The following is a 17,560-nucleotide window of genomic DNA, read 5'->3' as shown; positions in this document are numbered from 1 at the left end:
TGTATTGAGGATTAAGCGTACAGATTCCTGCGCCACGACCTGTGCCGCCCGCCAAGTCTGTTACATCCGCCCAACCAAAACACTTATGACATTTCTGCAGGCGGTCCCACCGGAACTGCTCAGTTCGGCTCGTCACTCATTTGCAGTAGGCCTCACGCGCAGTGAGGCTTTTTTGTAGGCGATTATCCTAATCTGCAAAGGTGATAACGATGATGTCTTCGTCCGTTTCGCAACTACAGCCCCGAGTCACAGAGCACGCCCATCCTGCAACGTCAGCGCAATCTACCCACACTGCTGCCGACGTAAACGACACCCCCCCGGCGAACACGCCAGGTGCGCCCCCATCGGATTCATCCCAGGCGCGTGCGCAAGCAAATGCACACAATTGGAAGAACCTGGCACAACAGCTGACCCGCGCGGCAAAAAGCCTGGCCGAGGACGCGGCGCCGTCCGCCGTGCTGGCCCATTTGAAAAACACTCAGGTCGCGATTGATGCGCGCTCCGACGATCATCGGTTCAACGCCTTGGGCGGCGCGCCCTCTGTCAGCCTCGAAATGTTTATCAAGCATCATGACTTGCCCATCCCTCAGACCCGATCCGACCTGGCTCACCTGGCCGAAGCCGCTCACGCTCACGCCCTGCAACAGCCAGAGGGCAATCTCGGCGGAGCGCTGTCCTGGCCCCATCCCCTGACGCAGGAGGAGCAACGCAAGGTCCGGGTCATTGTCGATTCCAGCATCCTGCGCAGTGATAACCAGACCCCCTCCTCCGACACCCAGGCGCAATTGGCCCGAGGCGCATTGGGTGCGCTGATAAAAGCCGCCTCGTTGTCGGAGGCCCAATTGCAGGAACCGGGTCAGGCCCTGCAAACCCTGCTCAAGTCACCCAAGGCCCAGGCGCTAGGCCAAGCCGTGCAGGACGGCCTGAATGGCATTGCCACGCCCACCAGCCTCGGCGATTACGTGATGGCCGCCATTAACATTGGCCTGGATCGTGAGTCCGTCGAGCAACCCCGCCGGCAGTCGGTCGCCGGCTTTGATCTGGGTCAGGAAGCGTATTGGGGCATGCCCGCGGCCACTGTCGTCGATGGGCTGAGTCGCCATCTGGCGACTGCCGGCCGGGTCACGCAGGCCGAAGCCAAACTCGCCACCCACGTGTTGCTGGCACGCGTGGCGCCGCAGTTGCTGGTCCAGGATATTCCCGGCAGCGTGGTCAATGGCAGCCAGGCCTGGGTCAATTTTTGTCGGGCGGTGGCCAAGATCGAAGCGATTGCGCCGGGAACGGCGTCACAGATGAGCTACGGCCATGTCATGAGCGCGGCACAAGCGCTGAATGATCCCCCGGACCATATCACCCAGGCCTTGCTGCTGGATTGGGGCGTGATCAATGGCCTTGTCGCCAGGAAAGAGGACGCGCTCTACACTCCGCAGGAAGTGGAAACCGTCAGGACCGCGTTCAATCAGCAAATCAACGAAAGAACCACGGCCTCTGAATTACTCGGGGCCAGCATTCCAAGTCGCAAAGCGATTGCCCTGGAGAAGCTCAAGCAACAGTTTGGCGAAGGTCTACCGTTCGAGGAGAAATGTCTCACGACGGTTTCGGATGACAAATCCAAGCAGTTGGATGGCAAGCATTCGATGCTCGACATGGCGATGATGGGGATCAATGTCCGCTGGAAAACCGACGATAGCCGAATCCCCATCGACGCGATCAACGAGCGGCCCAGGCTTAATGTCAACGGCGAGTTTCTCGGCCAGTACGAAACCGCTGTCGACTCCCTGGAAAAAGGCGTCAAGACCCAAATAAGGCACTTGATCTCTGAACTGCCCCTGGAAGATCGAAAAAACCTCGAACTGGGTAAAATTGATCTTTACCAAAAAAACCAATATGTCATTGATACAGGGTTTATAAACCCGCCCGTCTTTCGCTCCAGACGCAATGAGTTGCTGATAAGAACGCAGCGAATGGTGGATGGAGAACCGCAGGTGTGCGTGTATGAAGTGGACATTTTAAACAGCCGCATCATCAAGCGCTCGGAAGCCGCCATTACCCGGGGCGATCAACGCAACAGCAATATCCAGACCCGCATAGAAAAATTCATACCGGATGACCATGACCGCCAAGCGCCTGAAAGAACACCGGTGGATTCGGCGCCAGTCCCTTTGAGCTTTACTTCCGCACGCACACACTACCTCGCCGACGCTTTTTTTAAACACCTGGATATCGGTGGCCATGATCAACGCACGCAAGCCTTTGGAACCACGACACTGGATCAGCAGAAAGCCGGGGATGAGCGCGTCAAGGAGTTTTTCCTCAACTTGATTCCCTTGAGGTCGGCCATTGTCAATTTTCGCCAGGGTGACTACGAGGCGGGCCTTATCGACCTTGGCCTGGATGCGTTCGGTCTCTTGACCGCGGGCTACGGAGCCGGCGCAAAAGTCGCCAAGGTAGCCTCGACGGGCGCCTCCACTGCGGTGAAGGCTGCGCACGCGGGACGCATCATCGGCGGCGCCCTGATCAGCGCACTCAACCCTTTGAGCGGCGCCAAGGGCCTGGCCATCGGTACAGCCGCATTGGCGACCCAGGGCGCCAGAATGTTCAGCCATTCAGGCCAATGGCTGATCAACAAGGTTCGGGGCGCATCGGGGAGCTATGACCTGCTGAAGGCGGCCAACAAGGAATACGGGGCGGCAGCCCTGGGGTCGTATAAAGTCGCCGAGGGTTCCGTCGACGGGGTCGCTGTCCATCGCAATGGCAACTGGTACGCCTACAATCCGCTCAAGCAGGAGGCATTTGGCGCGCCCTTGCAGCACTTCACCCCTCTGAATGGCAGGCCAGGCCCTATCGACGCTGGAGCACCGATCGGGCCTCATCACGAAGGGTTCAAGAACAACCTCGAGCGTGCGCAGTGGCCGCATAATCGCGCTGATTTCAATCGCGGCTTTGAAAGTGGCGATGTGACCCGTCTTCGCGATTATTACCCAGATATCAGCGCGCAAGGGCTCATCGAACTGATTTCCAAGCCCGGCCGGACTGCGGAAGAAATTGGCATGCTTGCCAAGGAAATCAAGTCGAAGGCCATAGAGAATGCACAATACGCCTCACATCTTCTGAACTGTGACGTCGATGCACCCGGTGTGCGGTTATTCCCTGCGTCACAGACCCACTACCACGCGCATGTCGACCCCGCCTCCCGCGGCGAGTGCGCGGCAATGGCAAATACGATGGCGCTGGCGATCGAGCATGGCAAAGAAGACGTGTTCCTCACCAACCTGTACCGCGCCGCCGACGCGCCCTTGACCCCCGAAGCGCAAACCTTCATCAAGACCCTGAGAACCTTTCAAGACGTGGTCGGCGACAAAAAAAGCTTTCACCTGGACCAAACCGTCACAAAATGCACGGCCGCGCAAATCATCGAAGACCTGACCAACTCCCCCACCTCGAAAACCCTGAGGATCGGTGAGAAAGATCATGGGCTGTTAGCCGGTATCAAGGTCAAGAACGGAGAAACAGAATGGTTTTTTTATGACCCGGACGCAGGGCTGGTGAAATTCCAAACATTGCAATCGATGCAGGAAGGCCTGGATAAAGCGTTAAGCAGCGGGCTGACTGCGGTGACGCGCAGGCCCTATGGCAAAAAACACGGCACGCTGACCTACAACGTCAGCGAATTCCAAGCGCGCGATCTGGCTGCCGACAAGGTTGACGGTGCGGCCGTTGCGCAGTTGATGACGCCGCTATAATGCCTGGCACGTGAATACCCTCGCCTCACTCGACCGCGTGAGGCGCAGGGTCCTCTCCCGAGCGGGACATTCTTGTCCATTGCCTTCACAATGAAGACCTGCTGCGGGAACTTGCCAGGATCGAAGCCACTCATTAGAAGATGGTCTTTGCACTGAGCACGACCTGCACCTCACTTTTCGGGAACCCTCATTATGTCCGCCACCGCCCCCACCATCCTTGTCGTCGAAGACGATGCCATCGTGCGCATGTTGATCGTCGATGTGCTTGAAGAGTTGGAGTTCCAGGTGCTTGAGGCCGCCGACGCCGAAGAGGCCCTGAAAGTGGTGGAAGACTCCAACAATGTCATCAACCTGATGATGACCGATGTCGGCCTGCCGGACATGGATGGCAAGCAACTGGCGACCAAAGTGCGTGAACTGCGTCCTGACCTGCCGATCCTGTTTGCCAGCGGCTATGCCGAGAGCATCGATGTGCCCGCGGGCATGCACGTGATTGGCAAGCCGTTTTCCATCGATCAACTGCGCGACAAAGTCAAAGCCATACTGGCAGCCTGACATTTCCCCGTTGCCGCCTATCGCTCTTTGGAGCGGTAGGCCACTGCTCTTCCCCTTTCTAAACAACTAATTCATTCGGGTTGCTAGCGCGTCTGGATATAGCTGCTAATTTCAATCGACAGGTCCTACAGCGTTTATGACGCAGGGCAGCCCGAGCACGTAGATGTAGTCGGGCAAGTCGCCATGGAATTGGGGAATTGTCATGTCCAGATCACCGTTTGTTCCGGCATTGATGCTGGCAGCGTTCACCATGCCGACGTTTTCTGCACACGCCGATAACGCCGATACCGCCAACAAGAGTAACAACCCGCTCAATCTGGCACCGGGCGCCAACTTGCAGGACTACTACACGCCCAGGTTGTATGACAGTAACGCGCACACCAATGACCTGTTGCTGCGCGGTACATTGCCGATTGCACCGTCGGACTTCATCGGCGTGCCGCAGCTGTTGCGTGCCACGCTGCCGATCAGCACCCGCCCGGATCCGCACAGTGGCTACAGCACCGGCATCGGCGACCTCAACCTGTTCGATATTTTCCTGCTCAAGACCGACGGCGTGCAGCTGGGCATCGGCCCGCAGATCACCGCACCCACCGCCGAGCATGATGAGCTGGGCACCGGCAAGTGGCAGGCGGGCCTGGCGGCCATCGCCATCGACTCCTCGCCACGCGGCCTGCTCGGTGCGTTGGTGCAGTACCAGAGTTCATTCGCCGGCGACCATGATCGCCCCCACGTGGAAAGCGCCACGTTCCAGCCCTTCATCATCCATAACCTCCCCAAGGGCTGGTACCTGCGCTCCACCGGCACCTGGACCTTCGACCTGAAAAACGACACCCACTACATCCCCATCGGCCTGGGTGCGGGCAAGGCCTGGAAAGCCGGCAGCAACATCTTCAACGCTTTTATCGAGCCGCAGTGGACCGTAGCCCGCAAAGGCGATGGCTTGCCGCAGTTCACCCTGTTTGCCGGGATCAACGTGACGTTTGGAAAGTAAGGTGACGCAATGAACGCTCTGCTTCGCAATGCCGGTTTCAGCCTGCTGGCCCTGTCGGCCGGTTGCAGTGTGGGTGTGCAGGCGCAGACGCTGGACACGCGCATCGGCCCGATCAACATGGAGGGCGAACTGCCGGCGCGCAGTGATATCGCCAAGGTGTTTGGCGAGCTGGACTTCCAACAAGCCACGCAGAGTTTTCTCTGGGCATTGCCGCTGGTGTCCTACGCCCAGTGGCAGGAAGAATTCAGCAGCAAGCTGGGCGCCCGCAGTGGCGACCTGATGGTCCTTAACAGTTATGAAGACAAACTCGGGGTCATCACGGCCAACGCCACCACCCCGTATATCCTCGGTTTCGTCGACCTCAACGAAACCGGCCCGCTGGTGATCGAGTTACCTCCCGGGCCCACGGCCGGCGGGATTGGCGACTTCTGGCAGCGCGCCATTATCGACATGGGCCAGACCGGTCCGGATCAAGGCAAGGGCGGCAAATACCTGGTGATTCCACCAGGCCAGCAGCCGCCGGCGGATGCGGGCCGGTATTACGTGGCCAAGTCGGAAACCATGAACGTGCTCGTCGGTTTTCGCGTGCTGGACCCGGACCCGGCCAAAGGCAAGGCCCTGGTCGACCAATTCAAGATGTACCCCTATGCCCAACGGAGCAAGCCCGCCCCGACCCGCTTGCTCTCGCCCGGCGGCAAAGCCTGGTCCGGCACCCAGCCACGCGGCATGGCGTACTGGCAGCGGCTGCACGGGATCATCCAGAAAGAGCCGGTCAATGAACGTGATCGCTTCTACATGGCCATGCTCGCCAGCCTCGGTATCGAAAAGGACAAACCGTTCAACCCCAACGATCGCCAGCGCCAGGCCCTGGAGCAAGGCGCGCAGATGGGCGAGCTGATCGCCAAGGCGAATGCCTTCGCCAAGCGCTTCCCGGGCTCCCAGTACTGGAAAGACCGGCAGTGGGACACAGTGCTCAACATCGCCGAACCCTCCCAGCGCCTTGGCTACTACGACCAGCTGTGGGAACGCAGCGCCTGGTTCTACGAGGCGGTCACCAACACCAAGGGCATGGTGTCCAAGACCCCGGGCCTGGGCCAGACCTACCTCGGCGCCTACACCGATAAAGACGGCCAATGGCTCGACGGCGGCAAACACTACACGCTGCATGTGGGCGCCAATCCACCCGCCAGGCAATTCTGGTCACTGACTGTCTACGACATCGACAGCCGCTGCCTGATCGACAACCCACAACGCAAGGCCGACCTGTCCTCACGCCAGGATTTAAAGAAAAACCCCGATGGATCGATCGATCTTTACTTCGGACCGCACGCGCCAAAAGACTTCGAGAGCAACTGGGTGCAAACTCTCCCCGGCAAACATTGGTTCAGCTATTTCCGACTGTACGCGCCGACCGAGGCCTACTTCGATAAAAGCTGGAAACTCGACGACATCACCCCAGTTCCCTAAGAGACGCAACAACATGATCAGAAAACCGACGCGCCTGCTGTTGGCGAGCCTCTCGATACTCATGAGTACCGGCGCCTGGGCCGATTTCACCGCAACGCCCAGCGAAGCCCGGGCCATTGCCAAGGAAGCCTACTTGTATGGCTACCCGGTGGTGGAAATGTACAAGACGCTCTACACCCAAGCCGTCGACAAGGGCGGTGCCAACTTCAAGGCACCGTTCAACCACATCGGCAACACCGCCCAGGTCTTCACGCCCAAGGACAGCGCTTTCGTCACCCCGAACTCGGACACGCCCTACTCTTTCGTCTGGCTGGACCTGCGCAGCGAGCCACAAGTGCTGACCCTGCCCAAGATCGAAGACAACCGTTACTACTCGGTGCAGCTGATCGACCTCTACACGCAGAACTTCGCCTACCTGGGCACGCGCAGCACCGGCAATAACGGCGGCCACTACATGATCGCCGGCCCGGACTGGAAAGGTCAGCAGCCGGTCGACATCGACCGCGTGGTCTACAGCGAAAGCAACATCGCCTATGCCCTGTACCGCACGCAACTGTTTGACGAGAAGGACCTGAACAAGGTCAAGCAGATCCAGAATGGCTACAAGGTGCAGCCGCTGAGCAGCTACGTGAAGCAAGCGGCGCCGGCCAAGGCACCGAAGATCGAATGGCCCAAGCCCATGGCGACCATGACCGAAGGCCCGCAGCTGTTTCGCTACCTGAACTTCATGCTGGCCTTCGCCGCACCCCAGGACAGTGAAAAAGACCTGCTGGCGCGCTTTGCCAAGATCGGTATCGCCCCCGGCGCGCCGTTCAAGGTCAAGGACCTGACGGCTGAACAGCGCAAGTCCCTGGAAGAAGGGATTGCCGACGCCCGCGCCGAATTCGCCGCCTTCAAGAAAGACAAGGTCGACACCCACCAGGTCAGCAGCGGTGACCTGTTCGGCAGCCGCGATCACCTGCAGAACAACTACCTGTACCGCTACGCCGGTGCGGACATGGGGATTTTCGGCAATTCCACCGATGAGGCCGCCTACCTGGGTTACTACGTCGACAGCGAAGGCAAGCCGGCCAACGGCGCACGCCACAGCTACACCGTGCATTTCGCCAAGGACCAGCTGCCACCGGCCGACGCGTTCTGGTCGCTGACCATGTACGACGGCAAGACCAAGCTGCTGGTGCCCAACCACAAGAAACGCTACCTGATCAATTCGCGCATGCTGCCCAACCTCAAGCTGGACGCCGATGGCGGCCTGACCCTGGCGCTGCAGCATCACGAACCACCGAAGGCCGAGCAGAGCAACTGGCTGCCCGCCCCACCCGGTCCGTTTTACGCGGTACTGCGGATTTACCTGCCCAAGCCTGAGGTGGGTAATGGTCAATGGAAACTGCCGCCCTTGACCCCGTTGAAGTAACACTGCCTGCCCGGTCGCAACAGGGGTAGACCGGGCATGTAGCCCCAGATATCAGGCCGACAAGGAGTAGCGCTATGATTTCACGTGCCCGACTGAGTGCGTTCTGTGCATCGACATTGGCCCTGGTGCCAGGCATGGGATTTGCCGACAACGCCAGGGACTGGCAGAACACGCCCACCGACTTGAACATGGTGTTCGGCTATTACAACCGAGTCGACACCAACACCCCCATCGACACCACGCTGCCGATCACCGGCCTGTCGTTGAATGCCGACCTCTACCTGTTCCGCTACGCGCGCTCATTCGGCATTGACGGGCGCAACAGCGCAATTCAATTCATCCAGCCGTACGCGGATGTCTCGGCGTCGTTCGACAATGCGCGCTTCTTCGACGGTACCAAGCACAACGGCGGCATGGGCGACGCCCAGATCGTGTTTGCGCACAACATCTTCGGTGGCCCGGCGCTGACCGCCGAAGAGTTTGCCAGCTGGAAACCCGAGACCTTCCTGACCGGCGCGCTGTGGATCACCGCGCCCACCGGAGACTACGACAAAGACCGCATCATCAACATCGGTTCCAACCGCTGGGTATTCAAGCCGGAACTCGGCTTCGGCACCCCCATCGGCCCGACCTGGCTGGAAATCAACACCTGGGTCTCGCTGTTTGGCGATAACAAGGATTACCACGGCGACAGCAAGCTCGAGCAAAAGCCGCTGTACGCCATCGAAGGCCATTACAGCTACACCTTCAACCGTGCGTTATGGGCCTCGCTGGACGCCACCTACAGCCGGGGCGGTGAAAGCCGTATCGACGGCGACTGGCAGGACAACAAACAGGAAAACGCCCTGCTCGGTGCCAGCCTGGGCTTCATGCTCTCGCCACAGTTTGGCGGCTTGCTGGCCTACTCCGACACCGTGTCCGAGCGCCGTGGCTCGCCGGACGTGAACACCTGGACCTTCCGCCTGCAGTACGTCTGGTGAGAACGTTACGCGACGCCTCACTGTGGGTCGGCCTGCTCGGCAGTTTCAACCTGTCGGCCGCCAACCTGCCCGACTTCGGCAGCTCCATGCCGGCTGTCCCGATTTCGCTGGGTGTCGATTGGAACCTGATCAACCGCCTGCCGGTGAGCGACGTCAGCGCCCCGGTGAATTGCAAGGGGGCGACCTGATCAGCAGTCGCTGGAATTTCCGCGTGTCGTTCATCCCGGTAATTCCCACTTTCATGCTTTGAACGAGGTGCGCCATGTCCCGTTTTCATCGCACACGCATGGTCTTGATCAGCTTGCTGCTGGCCGCCAATGGCACCTCGGCCGACGAGCTGGAGCCCAAGGCCCTCAGCGCCCTGGAGCAGATGGGCGGCTACTTGCGCAGCCTGCAGCAATTTCGCATCGAGGCTGACAGCCGTACTGACCAGGTGCTGGAAAATGGCCAGGTCATCGAGTTTCGCCATCACACCCGCCTGCTCGCCAAGCGGCCGGACAAGCTGCAGGTGACGGTCGAGAGCGACGGCAAGCGCCGCAGCCTGTTCTACAACGGCCGGCGTTTTACCCTGTTCGATAGCCGCAGCGGTTACTTCGCCAGCCAGGACGCCCCGGCAGACATCAGCGGTTTGCTCGACCAGTTGAGCGAGCGCTACGGCATCGAGTTGCCGCTGGCCGACCTGTTTCGCTGGAACCCCGGCACCGCCAAGGCCGTGGGCCTGCGTAGCGCACTGCTAATCGGGCAGGACAGCCTGGACGGCAAGGCCTGTGACCACTATGCCTTTCGCCAGCCGGATATCGACTGGCAACTGTGGGTGCGCCAGGGCCCGCAACCGCTGCCGTGTCGCCTGGTGATCAGCCGCCGCGACAGCGCCGAACAGCCGCGCCACAGCGTCGACTATCAATGGCAGCTCAGCCCTGCGCTGGCGGCCAGGGATTTTGAATTCATCGCGCCGGCGGGTGCGCGTGCCGTCCCGCTGCAACAGTTGGAGCCGCAGGGAGAACAGCCATGAAGACCACGGCGGCGGTACTCACGGCCAGCCTGGTGTTGACGCTGTTCGACCCGCTGGTGGCCCAGGCCTGGCAATTGCGCGGTGGCGGTGGCGCTCGCACATTTGTGGTGCCGCATCCCGGCGGCGGTGGCTACCGGCCGCCGCCACCGCATCCGATGCCGGCGCCACGGCCGATGCCGCCGCATCCGGCGCCGCACCCGCAACCCCATCCGAATCCAGGGCCGCAACCTCATCCGGGGCCTGGGCCTGGACCTGGACCGCATCCCTATCCGATGCCGCCCCCTCCGCCACCGCCACCACCGCCACCACCGCCGCACCCGGATGACTGGTATCACCCCTGGGCGGCTGCAGCCGTGGTCGGCGCCACCACCGCGACCATCCTGGCGATCGGCACCCAGGTCAGCAGCGTGCCGCCGGATTGCGTTTCGGTGGTCGCCAACGGCGTGGCCTACCAGCATTGCGGGCCAACCTGGTACCAGCCGCGATACGTCGGCAGTTCCGTGCAATACATCGTGGTCGCCGCTCCCTGGTGACCCACCGTTTCAAGGATGATTGGCATGACAGCGCTCGATGATGTGAAAGCCTTGCAAGCCAGCATGGCGCAAAGTGTGCTCGGCCAGGACCAGGTGATCCGCCAGATCCTGCTGGGCCTGTTGGCCAACGGGCACCTGTTGCTCGAAAGCCTGCCGGGACTGGCCAAGACCCGCACGGTCAAGGCGCTGGCGCGGCACCTGGACGCGAAAATGAGCCGTATCCAGTTCACCCCTGACCTGCTGCCCTCGGACATCACCGGCGCCGAAGTGCTGCACCAGGTCGACGGCCAGAACCAGATCCGCTTCCAGCCCGGCCCCTTGTTCGGCAACCTGATCCTTGCCGACGAGATCAACCGCGCCCCGGCCAAGGTCCAGGCGGCGCTGCTGGAGGCCATGGAAGAACGGCAAATCACCGTGGCCGGCGCCAGTCATGGGTTGCCGCAGCTGTTTATCGTGGTCGCCACGCAAAACCCTATCGAGCAGGAAGGCACCTACCCGTTGCCGGAGGCGCAGATGGACCGTTTTGTGATGAAGGTGCTGCTGGACTACCCCAGTGCCGAGAATGAAAGCCAGGTCCTGCGCCTGCTGCGTGAGGAAGAACAGGCGGCCACCACCCAGGCCGTGCAGGGCTTTACCTTGGCCCAGGAAGTGATCTTCGCCGCCCGCCACGCCGTCAGCGCGGTGCAGGTGTCCCCCGCTATCGATCGCTACCTGATCGACCTGATCAACGCCACCCGCCATCCCGCCGACTACGATGCCGATCTGGCACGCTGGATCAGCCTCGGCGCCAGTCCGCGCGGTGGCATCGGCCTGGACCGCTGCGCACGGGCCGACGCCTGGTTGCAGGGCCAGGCCTTTGTCACCCCGGCGAATGTGCAGGCGGTGGCGCACCCGGTGCTGCGGCATCGCCTGCAACTGAGCTACGACGCCGTGGCCGATGGCGTCAGCGCCGATCAGGTACTCGACCGCCTGCTGAGCAAAGTGGCGATTCCGGCATGAACGCCGACGGCTTCGTCTACGTCAGCCTAGCGCAACTGATGGCCTTGCAATTCCAGGCGCGCGACCTGAGTTTCGTCGCGCGCCAGCCCCAGGGCAGCATTCTGGCCGGCAACCATGCCTCACGCCTGCGCGGGCGTGGCTTGAATTTCGACGAGCTGCGCCGCTACCAGCCGGGTGACGATTTGCGCCACCTGGACTGGCGCGCGTCCCTGCGCACCGGCAAACCGGTGGTGCGCACCTTCACCGAAGAGCGCGACCGCCCGGCGCTGATCGTGGTGGACCAGCGCATGTCGATGTTTTTCGGTTCGGTGCGCAGCTTCAAGTCGGCGGTCGCCGCCGAGCTGGGCGCGCTGGCGGCGTGGATGGTGTTCAACGCCGGGGACCGGGTCGGCGGCCTGGTGTTCAATGATGCACGCATCGACAGTGTCGTGCCGTTGCGCAGCCGCAAGCGTGTGGAAGCACTGTGCAGCCGTATCGCCGAGCAGAATCGCGAGTTGAAGGCGAGCAACGCCGATGGCGACGGCGACAGCCAGTTGGACAAGGTCCTGCAACACTGCCTGGCGGTGGCCGGCCACGACCACTTGATCTGCCTGGTCAGTGATTTCGCCGGTGCCGGACCGCGCACTTTGCAACTGCTGCAGCAACTGTCGGCGCATAACGATGTGGTGGCGCTGCAGGTCTACGACCCGCTGGCGCTCAACGTGCCCAGCCGGGGGCAATTGCTCGTGACCCAGGGCCAGTTGCAGGTGACGCTGGAGGTGAGCAAGCGCCAGGTGCGCCAACCTTTGGGCGATTTTCTCGGCGGGCGTTTGCAGGCGGTCGCGAGTCTGTTGCGCCGCAGCCAGGTGCCCTTGCTGATGATCAGCACGGCCCTGCCCGCCGTCGACCAATTGCGCAGCGAACTGGGGAGACGCCGGTGAGCACGCCGGTCCCGAGCATCGAGCAACTCCAGGAGTTGGGCTTGCCCGCGCCGGTCAGCTATTGGCCGCAGACCTGGGGCTGGGGCGTGCTACTGGGCGTGGCCGTGCTGGGCGTGCTGATACTGGCCGCGCGCAGGTGGCTGCGTTGGCGACGTGATGCGTACCGGCGCGAAGCCCTGGCACGCCTGAATGCCCTGCGGGATATGCGCGAGCTGCCCGAACTGCTCAAGCGCGTCGCGCTGTCGATGCCACTGGGCGCCGAGGAACGCCAGCGCGTGCCGACCTTGAGCGGCGCCGACTGGCAAGCCTTCCTGCAGCGCCACGCCGGCGCGCCCGTGCCCGCTGACCTCAGCCAGCGCCTGGGTGCACTGGCCTACGGCACGGCGTCGGCGGACGCGCACTTGCTGGCCCAGTGCAAAGCCTGGGTGGAGCATCACCATGTGGCAGCTTGATTACCCCTGGCTGCTGCTGTTGCTGCCATTGCCATGGCTGGCCTACCGCTATTTGCCGCACTACCGTGAAGCCCGCAGCGCCGTGCGCGTGCCGTTTTTCAGTGGCATGACCGAGGCCGTCGGCGCCGTACCGTCCAACAGCGGCGCGCGGCACAATCGCGCCCAACTGCTGCTGAACCTGCTGGTCTGGGCCTTGCTGGTCGTGGCCATCGCCCGCCCGGTGTGGGTGGAAAAACCCATCGAACGCCAGCAACCGGTGCGCGACCTGATGCTCGCCATCGATATTTCCCAGTCCATGGAAACCCAGGACTTCAACGACGCCAACGGGCACAGGATCGACCGCCTGGCCGCCGTCAAACAGGTGGTGCATGGCTTTATCCAGCAACGCAAGAATGACCGCATCGGCCTGATCCTGTTCGGCAGCGGCGCCTATCCCCAGGCGCCATTGACCCTCGATCACACCAGCCTGTCGCTGCTGCTGGACGACAGCGGCATCGGCATGGCCGGGCCCAATACCGCCATCGGCGATGCCATCGGGCTGGGCCTGAAGCTGCTGGACCAGGCCCATGAGCCGCAGAAAGTGCTGATCCTGCTCACCGACGGCAACGACACCAGCAGCGCAATCCCACCCGACCACGCCGCCGAGATGGCCGCCGCCAAGGGCGTGATCATCCACACTATCGCGATTGGCGACCCGCAGGCCAGCGGCGAGGCCAAGGTCGACCTGAGCACGCTGCAAGCGATTGCCTCGGCCACCGGCGGCCGCTATTTCCGCGCCGAGGACCGTGACAGCCTGGCCCAGGTCTACGCCACCCTGGATACGATCACCCCGCATCAGGCCAAGACGCTGAGCCACCAGCCCAAGCGCGATCTGTTCTGGTGGCCGTTGGCGGCGGCGCTGGCGATGTTGGCGGTGTATCACCTGATCGCCGCCGGCTGGCCGCACCGGAGGGCCGCTGATGAATCTCGCTGACTTCCATTTCCTGCGCCCCGCCTGGCTGCTGCTGGCGCTTGTTGGCGTGTTGCTGCCGTTGATCTGGCGGCGCAGCCGCGACCTGCAGCGGCGCCTGCGCGCAAATATCGCGCCCCATCTGTTGCCGCACTTACTGCTGACGCCCACCGATCGCCATCGCCTGCGCCCGGTGCACGTGCTCAGCGCCCTGCTGATGCTCGGCGCCATCGCCGCTGCCGGGCCGACCTGGGAACAGGATCGCCCGGACTTCCTGGAAAACCGCGCACCGCTGATTATCGCCGTCGACCTTTCGCCCTCGATGGACACCGCCGATGTGCCGCCGACACGCCTGCGCGCCGCCCAGCACACGCTGCACGACCTGGTGCAGCGGCGCAAAGGCGCACGCACTGCGCTGCTGGTGTACGCCGGCAGCGCCCACCTGGTACTGCCACCCACCGATGACCCGGCATTGCTCGACACCTTCATCCAGGCGTTGGCCACCGACCTGATCAGCCAGCCCGGCAAGAATGTGGCCGCCGTGATCGACCAGGCCAAGCGCTTGCTGGACAACGCACCCGGCACCCTGCTGCTGGTCACCGACGGTGCTGACACCGCGCAATTGCCGAGCCTCAAGCAGCATCTGGCCGACAGCCCGCTGCAAGTGTTGGTGCTGGCCCTGGGTAGCAGCCCCACGCTCAAGGCATTGGCCTCGGCCACCGACGCGCCGCTGGGCAGCCTTACGCTGAATGACGATGACCTCGACTGGATCGAACTGCACGCCCAGGCGCACTTCCAGAACGCCGACGAACAGCAGCGCCTGCTGCAATGGAAAGACGCCGGCTACTGGCTGTGCTGGCCGCTGTTGCTGTTGGCGCTGTTCAGCGTGCGGCGGGGCTGGAGCCTGAACTGGACAGCCGTGTTGCTGTTGGGCGTGTTGCTGCAACCAACCCAGGCCGAGGCCAATCCGTTCCTCACGCCGGACCAGCAAGGCCGCTGGGCCTTCGAACACCACCACTACCCCGAGGCGGCGGCGCGGTTTGTCGACCCGTACTGGAAAGGTATCGCCGCCTACAACGCCGCCGACTACGACTTGGCCCAAACCACCTTCGCGACCCTCGACACCGCGCCGGCCGCCTTCTATCTGGGCAATATCCACGTGCGCCGCTTCAAGTTCGATGACGCCATCGTCGCCTATCAACACGCGTTGCAGTTGCAGCCGGTGTTTCCCGAGGCCAGCGCCAACCTCGCGCTGGCCATCGCGCTGAAAAAAGACACCGAGAGCGCGGCGAATAACGCGCCCGAGGTCAAGCCCGATGAGGTCAAGTTCGACAAGGCACCCGGCAAAGGCCAGAGCAAGACAATCCAGACCGAGCAAGCCCATGACGATGCGTTGTGGCTGCAGAACCTGACCACCTCGCCGGCCACCTTCTTGCGGCGCAAATTCAGCCTGCAGGATCAGGAGGCGCAGCCATGAAGGGTTATTGCGCCGTGCTGCTGTTGCTTGCGGGACCGTTATGGGCGGCCGAGCCGCAACTGCGGGTGCAAGCCCAGCTGATACCGGGCGCGTCCGTAGTGGTGGGCGAGCAATTGCAAGTCCAGGTCGACGTACTGACCGACACCTGGTTCACTGCCGCCGCGACGTTGCCACCGCTCAAACTCGACGGCGCACGCGTGCAAGCGCCCGGCGGCGAGGCCAAGCACACCACTCAGGTGATCGACGGCAAGACTTTCTACGGCATGCGCTACGCCTACCGCATCACCCCGAGCGTGGCGCAACGTTTCACGGTGCCCGCGTTGACCGTCAGCGCCCAACCCGGCCAGGCCAGCGCGCCCCTGAGTGCGCAGAGTACGCCGCTGACGTTCGAGGCCACCCAGCCTCCAGGCTTTGCCCCCGGCGAACCCGTGCTGGTTGCCAGCGACCTGCGCCTGGGCCAGACCCTGGCGGCCACCGACCTGCGTGTCGGCGACAGCCTCACGCGTACCCTGACCCTGCAAGCCGACGACACACCCGCGCTGTCGCTCCCACCCCCCAGTGCCGCGGATGTCAGTGGCCTGCGCCTGTACCCGCAAGCGCCGATCATCAGCAATCTGGATGACGGTCGGGGGGCCATCACCGGCGGCCAGCGTATCGACCGGCTGGTGTACCGCGTGCAACAGGGCGGTCACTTCAGCCTGCCAGCGATCAGCGTGAAATGGTGGGACAGCCGTCACCATCGCCTGCAACTCGCGCAGCTTCCGGCGCTGACCTTCGACGCCCAGGCGGCGAGCGCCTACACGCCGACGTTTTCCGTCGCCGAGGACCTCAAGGCCCTCGGGCAGCACAGCCGCTGGCAGCTGTCGCGGCAGTGGATGGTGTGGATCGCCGCCGGTGTGCTGTTGGTGCTGGCCGGCTACCTGCTACATGGCCTGTGGCCACGTGTTCCACCGCTGTGGCGAACGCTGTGCGCGACATTGCGTTGGGTGTGTCGTCGACTACGCTTGCTTGCACTGAACCCTCGTCACGAAAAGGACTTCCCATGACGTCACTGCGTTCTGCCCTGCCCCTGCTGCTCCTGCTGAGCCTGCCCGCCCTCGCTGCCGACCCGTTGCCCTCCTGGAACGAAGGCCCGAGCAAACAACAGATCATCGAGTTCGTCCAGGCCGTGACGGTCGAAGGCTCCAAGGACTACGTGAAGCCCGCCGAACGCATCGCCGTGTTCGACAACGATGGCACCCTGTGGACCGAACAGCCGGCGTACTTCGAAGTGCTGTTTGCCTTCGATGAAGTCAAGCGCCTGGCGCCGCAGCATCCGGAGTGGAAAACCACCCAGCCGTTCAAGGCTGTGCTTGAGAACGATCACCAGGCCCTGGCCCAGAGCGGCATGGACGGCCTGCTGAAAATCATCGGTGCCACCCACACCGGGGTCAGCACCGAGGCCTTTATCGCCAATGCCCGGAATTGGTTGAAGCAGGCCCGTCATCCCAAGACCGGCAAGCCGTTCGACCAGATGATCTACCAGCCGATGCTGGAAATGCTCGACTACCTGCGCAGCCAGCAGTTCAAGACCTACATCGTCTCCGGCGGTGACACCGCGTTCATGCGCGCCTTTGCCGAAGAGGTGTATGGCGTGCCGCCGGAACAGGTGATCGGCTCGAATTTTGTCACCCAGTTCCAGCTCAAGGACGGCCAGCCACAGGTCTTGCGCACGGCCAAGCTGGCGCATAACGACGACGGCCCGGGCAAGCCGGAAAGCATCGACTCGATCATCGGCCGCCGGCCGATCCTGGCCTTCGGCAACTCCGACGGCGACCTGCAAATGCTGCAGTGGACCGCCGCAGGTTCGGGCAAGCGTTTTATGGGCCTGGTCCACCACACCGACGCCAAGCGCGAGTGGGCCTATGACCGCAATTCTCAGGTGGGGCGCCTGGACAAGGCCCTGGACCTGGCCAGGACACAGCACTGGACCGTGGTGGACATGGCGAGCGAATGGCGCCGCATCTACCCCTTCGAACCGGCTGTGCAAGTGAAGGTGCAATAAGCAAGACGTAGCGATGGACTG

General features: G+C 62.7%; 16 protein-coding genes. All 16 read left to right on the top strand.

Features of this window, described 5'->3' with window-relative positions; all coding sequences use genetic code 11:
• The first annotated feature begins 209 nt into the window (after positions 1-209).
• The 16 genes from AC07SI_RS04305 (at position 210) to AC07SI_RS04230 (ending at position 17,539) form a co-directional block, all read left to right on the top strand.
• Positions 210-3,743: an Mcf1 protease effector domain-containing protein gene (locus tag AC07SI_RS04305; protein WP_495005203.1), complete on the top strand. Its 3,534-nt coding sequence runs from the start codon at positions 210-212 to the stop codon at positions 3,741-3,743.
• A gap of 192 nt (positions 3,744-3,935) precedes the next feature.
• Positions 3,936-4,298 carry a response regulator gene (locus tag AC07SI_RS04300; protein ID WP_495005202.1) on the top strand — a complete coding sequence of 121 codons (363 nt, stop codon included), beginning with the start codon at positions 3,936-3,938 and terminating at the stop codon, positions 4,296-4,298.
• Positions 4,299-4,500: 202 nt separating this feature from the next.
• Positions 4,501-5,292: a hypothetical protein gene (locus AC07SI_RS04295; protein WP_495005201.1), complete on the top strand. Its 792-nt coding sequence runs from the start codon at positions 4,501-4,503 to the stop codon at positions 5,290-5,292.
• Between the two features lie 9 nt (positions 5,293-5,301).
• Positions 5,302-6,759, top strand: coding sequence for a DUF1254 domain-containing protein (locus tag AC07SI_RS04290; protein ID WP_495005200.1), 1,458 nt, complete (start codon positions 5,302-5,304; stop codon positions 6,757-6,759).
• A gap of 13 nt (positions 6,760-6,772) precedes the next feature.
• Positions 6,773-8,173, top strand: a complete 1,401-nt coding sequence (locus AC07SI_RS04285; protein WP_495005199.1) for a DUF1254 domain-containing protein — start codon at positions 6,773-6,775, stop codon at positions 8,171-8,173.
• Positions 8,174-8,247: 74 nt separating this feature from the next.
• Positions 8,248-9,153, top strand: a complete 906-nt coding sequence (locus AC07SI_RS04280; RefSeq protein WP_282396822.1) for a transporter — start codon at positions 8,248-8,250, stop codon at positions 9,151-9,153.
• Positions 9,150-9,341, top strand: a complete 192-nt coding sequence (locus tag AC07SI_RS04275; RefSeq protein WP_495005198.1) for a hypothetical protein — start codon at positions 9,150-9,152, stop codon at positions 9,339-9,341. Before AC07SI_RS04280 ends, AC07SI_RS04275 begins: the two co-directional genes overlap by 4 nt.
• Positions 9,342-9,415: 74 nt before the next feature.
• On the top strand, positions 9,416-10,165 hold the full coding sequence (locus tag AC07SI_RS04270; protein WP_495005197.1) for a DUF2092 domain-containing protein: 750 nt from the start codon (positions 9,416-9,418) through the stop codon (positions 10,163-10,165).
• On the top strand, positions 10,162-10,698 hold the full coding sequence (locus AC07SI_RS04265; protein ID WP_495005196.1) for a hypothetical protein: 537 nt from the start codon (positions 10,162-10,164) through the stop codon (positions 10,696-10,698). Before AC07SI_RS04270 ends, AC07SI_RS04265 begins: the two co-directional genes overlap by 4 nt.
• 24 nt (positions 10,699-10,722) lie before the next feature.
• Positions 10,723-11,697, top strand: a complete 975-nt coding sequence (locus AC07SI_RS04260; protein ID WP_495005195.1) for an AAA family ATPase — start codon at positions 10,723-10,725, stop codon at positions 11,695-11,697.
• Positions 11,694-12,617, top strand: a complete 924-nt coding sequence (locus tag AC07SI_RS04255; protein WP_495005194.1) for a DUF58 domain-containing protein — start codon at positions 11,694-11,696, stop codon at positions 12,615-12,617. The genes AC07SI_RS04260 and AC07SI_RS04255 overlap by 4 nt, the downstream gene beginning before the upstream one ends.
• Positions 12,614-13,069, top strand: coding sequence for a DUF4381 domain-containing protein (locus AC07SI_RS04250; protein WP_495005193.1), 456 nt, complete (start codon positions 12,614-12,616; stop codon positions 13,067-13,069). Before AC07SI_RS04255 ends, AC07SI_RS04250 begins: the two co-directional genes overlap by 4 nt.
• The gene (locus AC07SI_RS04245; protein WP_495005192.1) at positions 13,056-14,042 is read left to right on the top strand and encodes a vWA domain-containing protein; all 987 of its coding nucleotides are present in this window, start codon (positions 13,056-13,058) and stop codon (positions 14,040-14,042) included. Before AC07SI_RS04250 ends, AC07SI_RS04245 begins: the two co-directional genes overlap by 14 nt.
• The gene (locus AC07SI_RS04240) at positions 14,029-15,495 is read left to right on the top strand and encodes a vWA domain-containing protein (protein WP_495005191.1); all 1,467 of its coding nucleotides are present in this window, start codon (positions 14,029-14,031) and stop codon (positions 15,493-15,495) included. The genes AC07SI_RS04245 and AC07SI_RS04240 overlap by 14 nt, the downstream gene beginning before the upstream one ends.
• The gene (locus tag AC07SI_RS04235) at positions 15,492-16,541 is read left to right on the top strand and encodes a hypothetical protein (RefSeq protein WP_495005190.1); all 1,050 of its coding nucleotides are present in this window, start codon (positions 15,492-15,494) and stop codon (positions 16,539-16,541) included. The genes AC07SI_RS04240 and AC07SI_RS04235 overlap by 4 nt, the downstream gene beginning before the upstream one ends.
• Complete coding sequence (locus AC07SI_RS04230; protein WP_495005189.1) at positions 16,538-17,539, top strand: HAD family hydrolase; 1,002 nt, start codon at positions 16,538-16,540, stop codon at positions 17,537-17,539. Before AC07SI_RS04235 ends, AC07SI_RS04230 begins: the two co-directional genes overlap by 4 nt.
• The last annotated feature ends 21 nt before the right edge of the window (positions 17,540-17,560 follow it).

This window comes from Pseudomonas sp. GW821-FHT05D12 (assembly GCF_059419825.1).
Note: the sequence above shows the minus strand (reverse complement) of the source record. Positions and strands in the feature narration are given on the sequence as shown.

Coding starts and splice junctions, on each gene's coding strand:
- AC07SI_RS04305 (WP_495005203.1), top strand. CDS start 210: ATGATGTCTTCGTCCGTTTCGCAACTACAGCCCCGAGTCACAGAGCAC.
- AC07SI_RS04300 (WP_495005202.1), top strand. CDS start 3,936: ATGTCCGCCACCGCCCCCACCATCCTTGTCGTCGAAGACGATGCCATC.
- AC07SI_RS04295 (WP_495005201.1), top strand. CDS start 4,501: ATGTCCAGATCACCGTTTGTTCCGGCATTGATGCTGGCAGCGTTCACC.
- AC07SI_RS04290 (WP_495005200.1), top strand. CDS start 5,302: ATGAACGCTCTGCTTCGCAATGCCGGTTTCAGCCTGCTGGCCCTGTCG.
- AC07SI_RS04285 (WP_495005199.1), top strand. CDS start 6,773: ATGATCAGAAAACCGACGCGCCTGCTGTTGGCGAGCCTCTCGATACTC.
- AC07SI_RS04280 (WP_282396822.1), top strand. CDS start 8,248: ATGATTTCACGTGCCCGACTGAGTGCGTTCTGTGCATCGACATTGGCC.
- AC07SI_RS04270 (WP_495005197.1), top strand. CDS start 9,416: ATGTCCCGTTTTCATCGCACACGCATGGTCTTGATCAGCTTGCTGCTG.
- AC07SI_RS04265 (WP_495005196.1), top strand. CDS start 10,162: ATGAAGACCACGGCGGCGGTACTCACGGCCAGCCTGGTGTTGACGCTG.
- AC07SI_RS04260 (WP_495005195.1), top strand. CDS start 10,723: ATGACAGCGCTCGATGATGTGAAAGCCTTGCAAGCCAGCATGGCGCAA.
- AC07SI_RS04255 (WP_495005194.1), top strand. CDS start 11,694: ATGAACGCCGACGGCTTCGTCTACGTCAGCCTAGCGCAACTGATGGCC.
- AC07SI_RS04245 (WP_495005192.1), top strand. CDS start 13,056: ATGTGGCAGCTTGATTACCCCTGGCTGCTGCTGTTGCTGCCATTGCCA.
- AC07SI_RS04240 (WP_495005191.1), top strand. CDS start 14,029: ATGAATCTCGCTGACTTCCATTTCCTGCGCCCCGCCTGGCTGCTGCTG.
- AC07SI_RS04235 (WP_495005190.1), top strand. CDS start 15,492: ATGAAGGGTTATTGCGCCGTGCTGCTGTTGCTTGCGGGACCGTTATGG.
- AC07SI_RS04230 (WP_495005189.1), top strand. CDS start 16,538: ATGACGTCACTGCGTTCTGCCCTGCCCCTGCTGCTCCTGCTGAGCCTG.